Origin of the sequence: Priestia sp. J2, from assembly GCF_020790095.1 — a bacterium.
Taxonomy (GTDB): Bacteria; Bacillota; Bacilli; order Bacillales; family Bacillaceae_H; genus Priestia; species Priestia zanthoxyli.
On sequence record NZ_CP086208.1, the window covers coordinates 1541914 to 1557466 of the forward strand.

At 39.2% G+C, this 15553-nt stretch carries 13 protein-coding genes; 11 read left to right on the top strand and 2 right to left on the bottom strand.

The annotated features are described in order from the left end of the window. The first annotated feature begins 77 nt into the window (after positions 1 to 77). The 3 genes from LJY09_RS07820 to LJY09_RS07830 all read left to right on the top strand — a co-directional run bounded on the left by LJY09_RS07820 (position 78) and on the right by LJY09_RS07830 (position 5166). Complete coding sequence (locus tag LJY09_RS07820) at positions 78 to 3656, top strand: GH32 C-terminal domain-containing protein (RefSeq protein ID WP_323134973.1); 3579 nt, start codon at positions 78 to 80, stop codon at positions 3654 to 3656. A 244-nt stretch (positions 3657 to 3900) separates the two neighbouring features. After that, positions 3901 to 4647, top strand: coding sequence for a type I methionyl aminopeptidase (gene map / locus LJY09_RS07825; protein ID WP_014460782.1), 747 nt, complete (start codon positions 3901 to 3903; stop codon positions 4645 to 4647). A gap of 210 nt (positions 4648 to 4857) precedes the next feature. After that, a complete protein-coding gene (locus tag LJY09_RS07830; protein ID WP_228307649.1) occupies positions 4858 to 5166 on the top strand; it encodes a DUF5634 family protein in 309 nt (102 codons plus the stop codon). 866 nt (positions 5167 to 6032) lie between these two features. Here LJY09_RS07830 and LJY09_RS07835 read toward each other — a convergent pair. Then, complete coding sequence (locus LJY09_RS07835; protein WP_223546488.1) at positions 6033 to 6506, bottom strand: YbaK/EbsC family protein; 474 nt, start codon at positions 6504 to 6506, stop codon at positions 6033 to 6035. A 317-nt stretch (positions 6507 to 6823) separates the two neighbouring features. On the opposite strand from LJY09_RS07835, the gene LJY09_RS07840 reads away from it, so the two are divergent. The 8 genes from LJY09_RS07840 to LJY09_RS07875 all read left to right on the top strand — a co-directional run bounded on the left by LJY09_RS07840 (position 6824) and on the right by LJY09_RS07875 (position 14514). Beyond that, positions 6824 to 7015 (top strand): hypothetical protein, encoded by a 192-nt coding sequence (locus tag LJY09_RS07840; RefSeq protein WP_033578521.1) that lies wholly within the window; start codon positions 6824 to 6826, stop codon positions 7013 to 7015. Positions 7016 to 7052: 37 nt separating this feature from the next. Beyond that, a complete protein-coding gene (locus LJY09_RS07845; protein ID WP_028413925.1) occupies positions 7053 to 7877 on the top strand; it encodes an aldo/keto reductase in 825 nt (274 codons plus the stop codon). Between the two features lie 354 nt (positions 7878 to 8231). After that, positions 8232 to 9743 carry a histidine ammonia-lyase gene (gene hutH / locus LJY09_RS07850; RefSeq protein WP_028413924.1) on the top strand — a complete coding sequence of 504 codons (1512 nt, stop codon included), beginning with the start codon at positions 8232 to 8234 and terminating at the stop codon, positions 9741 to 9743. Between the two features lie 49 nt (positions 9744 to 9792). Beyond that, positions 9793 to 11454: a urocanate hydratase gene (gene hutU, locus LJY09_RS07855; RefSeq protein WP_228307650.1), complete on the top strand. Its 1662-nt coding sequence runs from the start codon at positions 9793 to 9795 to the stop codon at positions 11452 to 11454. Positions 11455 to 11469: 15 nt separating this feature from the next. Beyond that, positions 11470 to 12759 (top strand): imidazolonepropionase, encoded by a 1290-nt coding sequence (gene hutI / locus LJY09_RS07860; RefSeq protein WP_228307651.1) that lies wholly within the window; start codon positions 11470 to 11472, stop codon positions 12757 to 12759. Beyond that, on the top strand, positions 12734 to 13717 hold the full coding sequence (locus LJY09_RS07865; RefSeq protein WP_098113412.1) for an agmatinase family protein: 984 nt from the start codon (positions 12734 to 12736) through the stop codon (positions 13715 to 13717). The genes hutI and LJY09_RS07865 overlap by 26 nt, the downstream gene beginning before the upstream one ends. Before the next feature lie 197 nt (positions 13718 to 13914). Next, positions 13915 to 14346: a MarR family winged helix-turn-helix transcriptional regulator gene (locus LJY09_RS07870; RefSeq protein ID WP_099330791.1), complete on the top strand. Its 432-nt coding sequence runs from the start codon at positions 13915 to 13917 to the stop codon at positions 14344 to 14346. 3 nt (positions 14347 to 14349) lie between these two features. Next, positions 14350 to 14514 carry a hypothetical protein gene (locus LJY09_RS07875; protein WP_167387313.1) on the top strand — a complete coding sequence of 55 codons (165 nt, stop codon included), beginning with the start codon at positions 14350 to 14352 and terminating at the stop codon, positions 14512 to 14514. A gap of 85 nt (positions 14515 to 14599) precedes the next feature. On the opposite strand, the gene LJY09_RS07880 is transcribed toward LJY09_RS07875, so the two are convergent. Next, positions 14600 to 15538 (bottom strand): nucleoside hydrolase, encoded by a 939-nt coding sequence (locus LJY09_RS07880; protein ID WP_228307652.1) that lies wholly within the window; start codon positions 15536 to 15538, stop codon positions 14600 to 14602. Positions 15539 to 15553: the final 15 nt, after the last annotated feature.

The window sequence follows — 15553 nt, forward strand, 5'->3', positions numbered from 1 at the left end:
GGAGTCATCTATTCTTCTAGCATCCGCTGGTGAACATGTTTTGCATAGCCAGTATGCCAATAAAGGAGGAAAGAAAGATGAAAAGAACCGTCAAAAAGTTATTGATGATTGGAGTCGCTTGTTCCATAAGTATGTTTTCTGTATACCCTGTATTAGCTGATAATACAGGGTATTATCAAGAAAAATACCGGAATCAATTTCATTTTTCTCCAGAAGCGAACTGGATGAACGATCCAAATGGAATGGTCTATTATAACGGGGAGTACCACCTTTTTTATCAGTATTATCCTTACGGTACCACCTGGGGACCTATGCACTGGGGGCATGCAGTTAGTACAGACTTAGTGAAATGGAAACACCTTCCGATTGCTCTTTCGCCAGATGAGAACGGAGAGATCTTTTCAGGAAGTGCCGTTATCGATTGGAATAATACCGCAGGGTTTGGAAAAGAAGCGATGGTAGCTATCTTTACGCACTCGGGCAGTAAAGGGCAGGTGCAAAGTCTAGCATATAGCAAGGACAGCGGAAGAACGTGGACCAAATATGAAGGAAATCCTGTTATGCCGAATCCCCCAGTTCCTGACTGGCGCGACCCAAAAGTATTTTGGCACGACCAAACCAAGCAGTGGGTGATGTCTTTAGCTGCTAAAGATAAAATCATGTTTTATACATCACCTGACTTAAAAAGTTGGAAATACGCAAGTGAGTTTGGATCTGACGGAGGGATTCAAGCAAACAGTCAAAGCGGTGCCTATTCATATACTTTGTCTGAACAAAAAGGTCAATCTTTTACTCTAGAGGGAGAAATTATGCTTGTAGAAAAGAATGGACGCGAAGGTGCAGGAGGCCTTGTTTTTCGTTCTGATAAAGATGCAACAAATGCATATACCGTCAATTTAGATGCTGAAAAGAACCTCTTAACACTTAACAAAGTAGAGAAAGGAAGCGTAACGACCGTTGTTTCAAAGCCAATGAGGCTGGATACGTCACAAGCGTATCATGTGAAAGTAAAAGCAAACAGTCACCACTTTAAGATACTGCTAAATGGAAAACAGGTTTTAGAAGGCAGTGATGCATCTTTTGAAAACGGTCAGTTTGGACTAACAGCATGGAATTCCACAGCTGTCTTTCGTCATGTTAAATTTACGAATCAATCTAATTTCATCACCAATCTATCTAACTGGAAACCTGTTACGGGAACATGGAATGATACTACTGATGGAAAAATCGGTAAATCTGACAGCGACGGATATATTATGAGTGAAGAACAGGGAGATCAGTTTATTTACGAGTCAAATATGACATTTTTAGATGAAAACCATGGTTCAGGTGCACTACTTTTTCGAGCAGACGCGGAAGCCAAAAACGGATATATAGCTAGCGTGGATGCTTCTAAGGATACAGTCAAACTAGTCAAGCTTCAAAATGGCATTTCAACTGTACTTGCTGAAACAAACGAAAAAATTGATACGAGCAAATCACATCAAGTAAAAGTAACTGCATCGGGAAATGAACTTGATTTGCATATAGACGATAACTTCACCCTTACTGCAAAAGATGAAACTTTTTCAAAAGGATTGTTTGGATTACACGTTAATCAATCTTCAGTCCGGTTCCAAGACGTTAACATGACCAAGTTTATTGATACGGATGAAAAGGAAATTAAAAATAAAAGTTTTGAAATAGGAGATCTCACCGGCTGGAAAACAATAAAAGGAAATGCATTCACAAATGATCATGTAACGGATGCCACCGCAAATTGGAGCGGCCTCTTTGAACAGAAGGGAAAGTATCATTTATGGGGGTTTTCTGATAAGCATGATGGCGATAATGCCACGGGAGAATTACATTCATCTTATTTTAAATTGAGCGGTTCAGGTGAAATCAATTTGTTAATAGGAGGAGGAAACGACTCCGCAAATCGCTATGTATCCTTAGTCCGGGCCTCTGACGACAAAGAATTGATTCGTCAAGCGAATACAAAGTTTGCAGATGAAAAGTACCAGCGCTACGTGTGGGATGCTTCTAAGTATATAGGAGAAGTACTGTACATTAAAGCCGTTGATCAAGCTGTAGGAGGATGGGGGCATATTAATCTAGATGATGTGAATGTATTTAATACAGAAAAAATGCCGGAGAAAGTAGACAGTGTAGCAAAAGAACCAGAGGAAGCTAAACAAAGGGAAGGCGGAGAGCTTTCAGATTGGAACACAGTGTCAGGAGAATGGGTGAAATCAACTCACGGAAGCAACGGAGGGATTTGGGAGTGTCCTACTTTACTTGAACTGCCGGTTGATGGAGACAGCACAAAGAAAAAATGGGTGCTGCAAGTCAGCATCAATGATGGAGCAGCAGCTGGAGGTTCAGGTATGCAGTACTTTGTTGGCGATTTCGACGGAAAAACATTTAAAAATGAAAATCCGCCAGAGGAAGTGCTTTGGACAGATTATGGTGCCGACTTTTATGCCGCTGTAGATTGGAGCGGAGTTGAAGGAGATAACGGAGAAAAGTATTGGCTAGGCTGGATGAGCAATTGGCAATATGCAAACAATACCCCAACTACTACTTGGAGAAGCTCTATGTCAATCCCAAGAAAAATAGAACTAACCAACACAGCAAAAGGGCTTCGTTTGAAACAAATACCTGTTTCAATTGATTCAATTCGCAATAAGCAAGAAAAAAAGATATTGAAGAATCTGATGGTTACTGAAAACAAAAATCTTCTTTCAGGCATACAGGAAAACACATATGAAATCATTGCAGAATTTGATGTTTCAAATACAGATGCACAAGAATTTGGTTTTCAAATTCAAAAAGAAGGCAGTGAAAATACAAAAGTCAGCTATAACGTAAACAAGCAGCGATTGTCTGTTGACCGAACAAACTCTGGAAGCTTTGATTTTGGTGAAAATGTGAAAGGCAAACACTTTGCTTCCATGCTTCCAAAAGACGGAAAGGTTAAGCTTCATATGTTTGTAGACCAGTCGTCTGTAGAAGTATTTGGCAATGATGGCACGGAAGTAATAACGGATCAGCTCTTTCCAACGCTTTCAAGCAATAAAATAAAGCTTTATAGCAAAGGAGGAGCTGTAAAATTAAATTCTCTCAAGATGTATCCATTAAAATCTATTTGGAATAAAAGTCCTGTTGATACAAACTTATCTGAATGGAAGAATATTAGCGGGCTATGGGCCGATACGATTAACGGAAAACAAGGACGAAGCAAAGAAGATTCCCTTACCTTATCATCAAAAAAAGCAAAAAATTTCACATATGAGGCAAAGATAAAGGTGTTAGACGATTCCGTTTCAAATTCTACAGGAGCAGGAGCGCTAGTATTCCGTTCGGATGAACAGGCAAATAACGCTTACGCTGCGAATGTAGATGTGCTTAATAATCAAGTGAAACTCATTGCGTTCAGAGACGGAATAGGAAAGGATCTCATTATTTACGACGATGGGGGAAAGCTGGATTTAAAACCAAATACGGATTACCATCTGAAAGTGATGGCTGAAGGAGAACACATTCAAGTTTATCTCGATGATAAGCTGGTGATCGATACGATGGACCCTACCTTTTCAGAAGGTTATGCTGGGCTGAATGTGTGGAATTCTACTAGTTTGTTTAATGAAGTGAAATTTGAAACAGTGGATTAAGGGATTGTGAAAGCATCTCCTTATTTGAGGGATCTTTTATATAACATAAAAAAGCATGCTGCGGTGAAGTAGCATGCTTTTTTGAATTTCATAGGTTAATGAAGAGGATTTTGACATATGATAAATATCTTACTAGTCTAATTAATCGTACATTTTAGTTCTTAAAAGGTCTTTTGAAAAATCCTCATAAAAATATGATAAAATCGGATAGGATATATATTTCGAGGAAGGAAAGTGTTTTTTTATGATTATTGGTAACGAACAGGATTTAGAAAGTTTACGCAAAATTGGACGTATCGTTGCACTTGCGCGCGAAGAAATGAAAAAACAAGCAAAAGCGGGTATGACAACAAAAGAGCTTGATATGATCGGTAAAAAAATATTAGATGAACACGGTGCTATTTCTGCACCTGAAAAAGAATATAATTTCCCAGGTGTAACGTGCATTAGTGTCAACGAAGAAGTGGCTCACGGTATTCCGGGAGACCGCGTATTAAAAGATGGCGATTTAGTAAATGTGGATGTATCCGCAGTACTTGATGGCTATTATTCGGATACGGGTATTTCATTTGTTATTGGGCAAGACGAAGAAAAAGAAAAGCTGTGTCAAGCTGCAGTAGATGCATTTTGGGCAGCTATGAAAAAAGTAAAAGCTGGTTCAAAACAAAATCAAATTGGTCGTGCTGTTTCTAACTTTGCACACCAAAACGGATATGCTGTTATTGAAAACTTAACGGGTCATGGTGTTGGCCGCAGCTTGCATGACGCTCCTAACCACATTTTAAACTATTATGATCCAATGGATAAAGCCCTCTTGAAAAAAGGTCTTGTTATTGCTGTAGAGCCGTTTATCTCTATGAAGGCTGATCATATCATTGAACGCGGAGACGACGGCTGGACGTTTGTTACACCTGATAATAGTCTTGTAGCACAATGTGAACATACAATTGTTGTAACAAACGGTGAACCGATTATTTTAACTGAACTATAATCAAGTTTCTCTGTAGATTTCGGTAACAAAAAAGCTACTTCACTTAGCAATGTTTTTTCATTGCATTATAGTGAGGTAGCTTTTTTATTACTATGTAATGAATGACTATTATATTGACTTGCTTTGTTCATATAACGTTTGAAAGATAGTGTAATTGAATATGCTCAAGGGAATGCTAAGTATAAATCAAAATGAAAAGGGGTATGAAATGTGGAATATGTAGGAAGAGAAGCGATTGTAAGTAAACTGACTCATCATATGGATGACATTTTAAACAAATATAACCTTCAAGGCGTCTCCGTATATGAAGAGGAAGGAGAAGGTAATCACTATTATCTTGGCTACACAGTAAAAAAGAATGATCATGTGTTTATGGTTAACAGACCTTATCTAAAAGATAAAGACGGGAAATTAGCAGTCGAAAATCAAGAATGGACTCTTCAAGGTAACGAAGGAGAAACAAACGGATATACTTCACTTGAAGATGCGTTTCAAAAAATTGATGAAACCATACATTAAATATTTTTTTGAATTTCAGTTCAGATTTTTTCTTTGAATGCGTAAATCTGAACAGTAGGGCGCTAATGGCTGTCGTGCTTCTTTCACCTATACTATCTAACTTTTCTTTGCTATAAAGTCTAGAAAATTACATGTAATAAAAAATTGTTTTTTTAGGTTTTACTATATAAATACGGGGTACACATATAGTACAGCAGCTATCATGCAAATGGTTGTTGTGAAAGGTTAAATACTTAGCGTTTGAAGGGACTGATTAGTTTTGAAAGGCTTAACAGCGACTTCAGCAAATGTATTACCGCAAATTGAAAGTAGATATCCGTATTTCACGCAAGGCACTTTGGTTATGAACCGATATACGTAACGAAAGGGCCTGACTAGGCAAACAAAGGAAAGACTGAATCAACGAGAAGAAGCCTGCATCTAAACATGTAGGCTTCTTCTTTTTTACAGATGAAACTAAGACGATGAATGAGTACATAACAGGTATACATTAAGAAGATTCAGATTCAGTCCATTTTTCGTGCACGTTTTTCTTGAAAAAAGGTCATAAGTTGAAGATACTGTATATAACTATGTAAAAGAATTTTTGAATACAAAATAGTAAATCTGCTTGAGGTGAAAATGATGAGAAAAGCAAATAAAAGTGAATTTCTGTGGAATACGTTAGACGGCTGGCTTTTTATCCCTAGGAACATTCCTTTACTATTTCTTTTTGTATTTCTCTTAGGGGTTTCTTACCTAGGTTGGGTTAAGCTGTTTCATAAATTCGTTTAGGTACGCCAATGAGCTGAAACAAAAAACTGTTTCAGCTTATTGGCGTACTGATTGATTTATTTTATGTATATCTGTACCTTAATTTACCTAAGTTATTCATTCCATCTCTTGCACACATCAACCCATTTTAAGCATTTCGAAAATTCTTCTAGTTCGGGTATTGTTAATTCGATTGCACTATTTCCACTTCCACAGGCAGGGAAAACGGTAACAAAACGTTTCAGAGATTCATCTAGATACACGTGAACACCTTCATTAACAGCAAACGGGCATACTCCGCCTACAGCATGACCAATCAGCGTTTCTACTTCACTTGCTCCAAGCATTTTTGCTTTGGTTCCAAACTCTTCTTTGTATTTTCGATTATCAATTTTCGCATCTCCTGCTGCCACAATCAATAAAACGGTTCCTTCTGCGTTAAAAGAAAGACTTTTTGCAATCCGTTGCGGCTCACATTTTAAAGCTTGCGCTGCCAGTTCTACAGTAGCACTGGACTCATCCATTTCAATAATTCGATTCTCCATGCCATATTGTTTAAAATATGCTTTTACTCTTTCAATCGCCATTTTTTATATCCATTCCTTTCGTTAACTCTTGCAAATATGTATGATTGCCTTACAGAGAACGTACAGTTTCTCTTTGAAGTAAAAAAATTCTTATTATTTTGTATATACGGAAATTATACACAACTTCTCAGTTAAAAGCACATATTCGTTTTAATTAAAAAAGTTACGTAGGTAAAGTATTTTTAGCTGATTGAAGCAGGATTACGGAACCCTTTGACGAATGTAACTATGTCGGCTGCGAAAACATAGGCATTAGAACAAAAGATAAATGATGAAATTGAAAAGGCGCAGATGTTCTAGTGAAATGAGGAGAAGGAATGCCAAATTTACACACTATCGTCAGTTTCTTTAGCAGTACATGTATGGCAACGATGAGTATGATTTATTTGTTTTCCCTTGTACCGCGGGCATGGTCTTTTAAATTTCGATTTGGAGCCATGATTGTAGGAATCCCAGTCGGCATTATAATGGGCCAGGTTGCTATGCTGATCGGCTGGCACCATCATTAAAACTTTGAACTTTTTAACAAAAAAGGAGACATGTAAAATGAATATTGTCACATTAAACAACGGCTTAAAAATGCCTCAGCTTGGATTTGGCGTATGGCAAGTAGAAGATAACAAAGCAGCAGCTGCAGTGTCAAAAGCAATTGAAGTTGGATATACCTCTATCGACACAGCTATGATTTATAAAAATGAAGAAGGAGTAGGTCAAGCGATTAAAGAATCTTCTGTTCCTCGGGAAGAGCTGTTTATTACAACAAAAGTTTGGAACAGCGACCAAGGCTATGAAAATGCACTACGTGCGTTTGATGAAAGCCTAGAACGATTAGGACTTGATTATGTGGATTTATATTTGATTCACTGGCCTACTCCTCAATATGATGAGTATGTGGAGACGTATAAAGCATTAGAAAAGCTTTATCACGATGGCAAAGTAAAAGCAATTGGCGTCTGCAACTTTGAAATTGAGCATTTGGAGCGCTTGTTAAATGAATGTGACGTAACGCCTGTTTTAAACCAAATTGAGTGCCATCCGTATCTTGCTCAAAATGAATTAAAAGAGTTTTGCGCCAAACATAATATTTTCGTGGAAGCATGGAGCCCTCTTGATCAAGGAGGAGAAGTGTTACAAGACGAGGTTATTCAAAAAATTGCTGAAGTACATAGCAAAACTCCGGCTCAAGTTGTATTGCGCTGGCACTTACAGAACAACACAATTGTCATTCCTAAGTCAGTTACACCGTCTAGAATAGAAGAAAACTTTAACGTGTTTGATTTTGAACTTACTGCTGATGATATGGCAGAGATTAATGGATTAAACAGCAACCGCCGCAAAGGTCCGCACCCAAGCGACATGAACGTCCGATAACGTTTAAAAAATAAAATTGTGCAGCCGTGAATCATCGCTGCTATAAGAAATAACGATTTTATTTCAGATTATTTAAAATTTTCTTAAATAATAATTGACAAATGATTAATTCAGCGTAATACTTAGTGTAGGTACCCTAGTTGCTTTAAGTTGTACAGCTTAAAGTGTATAGTGATTTAGTCATTTAGCGATTGTATGTATAAGTGAAATACTGATTATTAATAAAAGCCCATAGTGTAAGTAGGTTAGTTTATAGGGGGCTATATCAAAAGGAGCTTGTTTCCTCTTTGATATAGCCCCTTTTTGTGTTCAAAAAGAAAAGGCAGTCTACAGTTTAACAAGGGAGCGGGTATGATGTTTATTCAAATTGATGGAAATTCACTGACGTTCGACCAAATTTACAAAGTTATTTACCAAGGATACTCCGTGAAAATTAGCGATCACGCAGTTGAACATATACAAAAAAGCAGAACGTTAGTTGAAGAGAGCATTACGAACAACAACGTAATTTACGGAGTGAATACGGGATTTGGAAAGTTTAGTGATACGGTTATTTCAAAAACAGACTTAGCCGATCTGCAGATTAACCTGATTCGCAGTCATGCCTGCGGACTAGGAGAGCCATTTTCGTTAGAAGTAAGCAGAGTCATGCTGCTTTTACGAGCGAACGCATTAGCTAAAGGGTATTCCGGAATACGACTGGAAACCTTGCAGCTTCTTATCGATTGCTTAAACCAAAACGTAGTACCGGTTATCCCGAGTCAAGGTTCGCTTGGAGCTAGCGGTGACTTAGCCCCGTTATCACATCTAGCGCTGCTGCTAGTTGGAGAAGGAGAAGCTGTATATAATGGTCAGCGAATGCAAGGAGAAGATGCTTTAAAGCTAGCAGGGCTTGAACCTATACAATTACAGGCAAAAGAAGGGCTAGCTTTGATCAACGGCACTCAGGCAATGACGGCTGTAGGAGTAGTTTCGTACCTTGAAGCTCAAAAGCTCGCTGATCTTGCTGACGGAATTGCAGCACTGACATTAGAAGGTCTGCAAGGTATTGTAGAAGCATTCATGCCTGAGTCACATGCAGTAAGACCTTACCCGGAACAACAGCAGGTAGCTGCCCGAATTCTTTCGTACTTAGAAGGCAGTCAATTAACTACTTCTCAAGGTCAAATAAGAGTGCAAGATGCTTACTCACTGCGCTGCATTCCTCAAGTTCATGGTGCTATTTATCAAGTTTTAAATTATGTAAAAGAAAAGCTGTTAATTGAGATTAATTCAGCAACTGATAACCCGCTCATCTTTGCTGACAGCGGCAAAGTAATTTCTGGAGGGAATTTTCACGGGCAGCCCATTGCGTTTGCTATGGATTTTCTAGGAATTGCAATGGCGGAGCTTGGGAATATTTCTGAACGGCGCATTGAACGAATAGTAAACCCTCAGCTTAGCGGGCTGCCCGCATTTTTAAGTGCAGATCCAGGTCTAGAGTCCGGGCTCATGATTACTCAATACGCTGCGGCTTCACTAGTTTCCGAAAATAAAGTATTAGCGCATCCATCAAGTGTTGATTCTATCCCATCTTCAGCGAATCAAGAAGACCATGTCAGCATGGGAACGACTGCTGCACGTCATGCTTATCAAATTATCCAAAATACAAGAAGAGTTCTATCAATCGAAGCAATTTGTGCGGCTCAAGCAGCCGATATTCAAGGAGTGGATAAACTTGCTTCAGAAACAAGAAAAATTTATTCAAGAATTAGAAAAACCGTACCAACCATTATGAAAGATCGAATTTTCTCACGTGATATTGAGGCGTTAGCAGCTGATTTCAAAACTTTTGTGCAAGATACGAATTATGAACTAGCACTGTAATAAAAAGTTAGTTTAACAGTTTTTCATTTTTATAGAGGAGGAAAACGAAATGGAGACAAAACAAAGTGGAATAAAAGCACCTCGTGGAACAGAACTAACGACAAAAGGCTGGGTACAAGAAGCCGCTCTTCGCATGCTTCTAAACAATTTAGATTCCGAAGTAGCAGAGCATCCGGAAAAGTTAGTCGTATACGGAGGGATCGGAAAAGCAGCCCGTAACTGGGAGGCGTTCGATCGTATTGTAGATACGTTAAAAGAATTAGAAGAAGATGAAACGCTTCTCATACAGTCCGGCAAGCCGGTTTCGGTTTTTAAAACGCACAGTGATGCGCCGCGTGTTTTATTAGCAAATTCAAATCTTGTTCCTGCTTTTGCGAATTGGGAGACGTTCCATGAGCTCGATAAAAAAGGGTTAATGATGTACGGGCAAATGACTGCAGGAAGCTGGATTTATATCGGAAGCCAAGGCATTGTTCAAGGAACGTATGAAACATTTGCTGAGTGTGCCAACCAGCATTTTAACGGAACTTTGAAAGGAACGATTACGTTAACAGCTGGATTAGGAGGAATGGGAGGTGCACAACCACTAGCCGTTACGATGGCAGGCGGCGTTGTCATTGGAATTGATGTTGATCGCACGCGTATTGAAAAACGTATCGAAACAAAGTATTGCGATACGGTAGTCGAAAGTGTAGCTGATGCAATCACGTTAGCTGAAGATGCAAAAAGATTGGGCAAAGCGCTGTCCATTGGATTAGTTGGAAATGCAGCCGAGATTTTGCCTGAAATGATAAAGCGAGGATTTATCCCAGATATTGTGACAGATCAAACATCGGCACATGATCCGCTTAACGGATATTTGCCGATTGGAGTCAGCTTAGCAGAAGGAGAAAAATTGCGGAATACAAATCCAAATGAATATATAAAACAATCAAAAGCAAGTATGGCTATTCACGTTCAAGCCATGTTAGAGATGCAAAGAAAAGGCGCGGTTGCTTTTGACTATGGCAATAATATTCGCCAAGTGGCGCTCGATGAAGGTGTCGCGAATGCATTTGATTTCCCGGGATTTGTCCCAGCGTACATCCGTCCGCAGTTCTGTGAAGGAAAAGGACCGTTCAGGTGGGTCGCTTTGTCAGGAAACCCAGAAGATATTTATAAAACAGATGAAGTCATTTTACGTGAGTTTTCGGATAATACGCATCTTTGCAACTGGATTAAAATGGCGAGAGAAAAAATTGAGTTTCAAGGATTGCCGGCTCGTATTTGCTGGCTAGGCTACGGAGAAAGAGCGCGCTTTGGAAAAATTATTAATGACATGGTAGCAAACGGAGAGCTGTCAGCGCCTATCGTTATTGGCAGAGATCATCTAGATGCCGGTTCCGTGGCTTCGCCAAATCGTGAAACTGAAGCAATGAAAGATGGCAGTGATGCAGTAGCAGACTGGCCTATTTTAAATGCATTAGTCAATACGGCAGCAGGCGCAAGCTGGGTATCCGTTCACCACGGAGGAGGAGTAGGTATGGGGTATTCTCTGCACGCTGGAATGGTTGTAGTAGCAGACGGGACGGAAGATGCCGCTAAACGTCTAGAACGTGTTTTAACAACAGATCCTGGCATGGGTGTTGTTCGTCATGTAGACGCCGGCTATGATAAGGCCATTCAAACTGCAAAAGAAAAAGGGATACAAATTCCCGCGTTACATGAATAAAAAGGAGGGATACGTATGACTATTACGTATATCAAATGCGCTGAACAAGTCATTACGGTTAAAGGTGGAAGTCAGCCTAGACGAGCGGAAGAAATGTCAGCTCTAGGAATCATTGAAAATGGCAGCGTACTCGTGAAAAATGGAAGAATTGTATTTGTTGGGCCTGACGTCAAAGCGCGGGAATACCTTGAGCATATCCATGAACCTATTAATATAATTGATGCCGAAGGAAAAATCGTAACGCCTGGGTTGATTGATCCCCACACTCACCTTGTGTTTGGCGGCAGTCGTGAAAAAGAATTAGAAATGCGCTTAAACGGGGCAAAGTATATTGATATTTTAAAAGCGGGAGGAGGAATTTTACAAACAACCGTTAGTACACGACAAGCAACAGAAGAGGAGCTAATCAAGCAATCTACAAAACGTTTAAATAAATTTCTGCAGTACGGAGTTACAACTGTCGAAGCCAAAAGCGGGTACGGTTTAAATCTTAAAGATGAAATCAAACAATTAAAAGTAGCGAAGAAACTGAATGAACAGCATCCAGTAGATGTTGTTTCAACCTTTATGGGAGCTCATGCGGTGCCAGCTGAGTACAAAGGAAATGAAGATGAGTTTGTTCGTTTTGTTATCGAAGAAATGATACCAATTGTTGCAAAAGAAGAGCTAGCGGAGTTTTGTGATGTATTTTGTGAAGACGGCGTGTTTACAGTTGAACAGTCAGAGCGTATTTTACAAGCTGGAAAAGCATACGGACTAAAACCTAAAATCCACGCCGATGAAATTGTGTCTTTTGGCGGGGCAGAGTTAGCGGCTAAAGTGGGAGCTGTGTCTGCGGATCATTTATTAAAAGCATCGGATCAAGGAATTAAGCAAATGGCTGAAAGCGGAGTTATAGCCGTTCTATTGCCGGGTACTGCATTCTTTTTAATGGAAGAGCCGGCGCGTGCTAGAAAAATGATCGAAGCAGGGGTACCGGTTGCTTTGTCTACAGATCGAAACCCAGGGTCTTCTCCTACCGAATCGCTGCCGTTTATTATGAATTTAGCTTGTTTAACGATGAAAATGACGCCAGCAGAAGTTTTAACAGCCTGTACGATCAACGCGGCTCATGCCATTGGCAAAGGGGATCAAATCGGAAGTATTAAAGTAGGTAAAAAAGCCGATTTAGTGCTATTTGATGCGCCCAATTACCAAACGCTGCAGTATAACTATGCCGTAAATCTTGTAGACACGGTATTAAAAGATGGGAAAGTTGTGGTTGAAGGCGGTGTTTTACATGAACTATCCGTACCCACAGCTTGATCGACCGCCTTTTTGCTGGCAGCGTCAAAGTACTTCTGACCCAAAAGTAAGTGATTGGATTCAGACAGTTGAAGATGGGTGCAACGTCGACTTTACATCGATAGATATTACGGTCTTGGGCGTGCCTCTTTCAAGGTCTTCCATTAGTGCTTCTGGAGCCAGTGAGACGCCAATGGCCATGAGGAAACTCTGGAAATCCTTTAATCCGTATCATATTGAGTATGATACGGATTTGACTTCCTTGTCAGTGTTGGATTTAGGGGACGTCAAACAGCACGTAACGGATATAGAGAAGTCTCATCAGTATATAAAAGAAGCGATGATGTCTATGCGGAAATGTCATCCGCATGCGCTGCCTGTTATGCTCGGAGGAGACCACTCCATTACAGCTATGTTAGTAAAAGGATGGAAAGAGTCACATCCTGAACAGAAAATAGGAATTTTACAGTTTGATACGCACTTTGACTTACGAAGCTTAGAAGACAATGGCCCTTCTAACGGAACACCCATACGGAATTTAATTGAAAGCAACACAATTGATGCAACTCATGTATGGAATATTGGGCTTCACGGGTTTTACAACTCAAAATCGTTAAAGGAATATGCAGATAGCAAAGGCGTTCATTATGTAACGTTACTGCAAGCAAGAAAAGCGGGAGTAACTCATACGGTGAAAGAAGCACTAAAACAGCTGAGCAAAGAAGTAGACATGATCTATTTAACCGTTGATATGGACGTGTTAGATATTGCTTACGCACCTGGAGTTCCAGCAGGAACCACAGGGGGAATGAGAACGGAGGAATTGTTTGAAGCGGTATACACGGCTGGGAGTCATCCGCTTGTTCAAGCAATGGATATTGTATGTCTAGATCCGTTGCGTGATGTAAGAGAAATAACTGTAAAAGCAGGCGTACACGTATTTTTGAATTTTTTAACGGGAGTTGTAAACAGAAAGTGAGGGAGTATACTTCCTTACTTTTTTTATTGTTAAATAGCTGCTTCCATAGGATTAATAAACTATTTTTTAGAGCGAGATAACATAACTTTAGAAGTGTGTATGGATTTTAGTAAATGTATTTTTACTAAAATAAACGATTTTTATTGTTTTTATTCAAAATTAGTAATAATATATTTACTAAAGAAGGTGAGTATCTCATGAAGGAAAAACTGGCTAAGGAATATATCGCTTTAATACCGGTTTTATTTGAAAACTTCAAGAACTTAAACAAGAATGAAGTGAAATTAACACATTTACAAAATCACGTAGTTGAATTTATGTATATGAAAAAAAGAGATTTGAATATTAAGGAAATTAGTAATGGATTAAATATTGCCAAACAACAGTTAACGAATGTTATCAGTGAATTAGAAAATGAAGGATATTTAATCAAAATGCCTGATCCGCGAGATAAGCGTGCAGTTTTAGTCTCATTAACGTCTAAAGGAAAAAATATTCAAGAAGAAAAATGGAGAGGGATTTATAGTAATTTCAATACAAATATCTCCAAATTAAATGAAGAAGAGCAAATAGACCTGCAGTTTGCTCTTCATAAATTAAATATTTTGTTAAAAAAGATGGAGGGATAAATTATGAACCAAAGAGAACGGATTTTACTCATTAGTGTAGGTGTTATAGGCGGGACAGTAATGGGAGTAATTTATAAAGATATATCCAACTGCTTGATTACAGGTGTGATTGTTGCTTCAATCATTACTTTAATGCTCAATCAAAAAGCGAAAAAAACAGCTAGATAGTATGAATAGACGTAAGACAGCACCAGCAAGTTGTGAACTCGACGTTCTGGTGCTGCCTCTATAAAATTTATCTTCTAGATGAACATTACGAAGCTGAATATGTTTTGAGAGCCTCAATCATCAAATTCCAAAATCCGTCTACATCAAGAGTTAAACCGAATTTAGCATTGGGTTTCCTCCCTGTGACTCCAAGCAAATCAACTGAAGTTGTTCCAGCCGTGTATTCTCCGCGTGTTTCTACTACAATATTAACTTCTTTTAGCGTAAATAGTTCTGGAGCTACACAGTAAGCAACGGTCAATACATCGTGAACAGGAGGGCCATTAAATCCAAAGGTTTCTTTATAGGCAGATTTAAAAAATGCTAATAATTCCCCGACCTTTTTTGCTACGTTATTATCGATGTTCATGACTTGGTTAATAACGTCATCTGTTGCAACGGCTTGATGCGTAATATCTAACCCCATTACTACGAGTGGGATGCCGCTATCGAACACTTTTTTAGCCGCTTCTGGATCTGCCCAAATATTAAACTCAGCCGTTGGTGTCCAGTTCCCGAAGGTTCCACCGCCCATAAGGATAATCTCTTCAATGTCTTCTTTCATTTCTGGAGCTTTCATTAAAGCTAAGGCAATGTTTGTTAAAGGGCCTGTAGGTAAAAGTGTAACGGGATCTTCTGACTCTTTTACCATTCGTATAATAGTATCTACTCCGTGTTCTTCACTCCAGCTGCGAGACAGAGGAGGGAACTCAGGGCCGTCTAACCCTGAATCACCATGTACGCTAGGAGCGTTTTCACGCGTGCGAATCAATGGTTCACTTGCTCCTTTTGAGACAACCACGTTATGTAAAAATACTAAATCACACACTTTCAAAGCGTTCACTGTCGTTTTTTCAATTTCTGCGTTTCCCGAAACAGTTGTGATCGCTAAAATATCTAATTCCGGTCGTGCGGCAGCTAAAATAATAGTAATAGCATCATCATGACCTGGATCACAGTCCATAATAATCTTTCTTTTTTTCATTATGATCACCTCTAT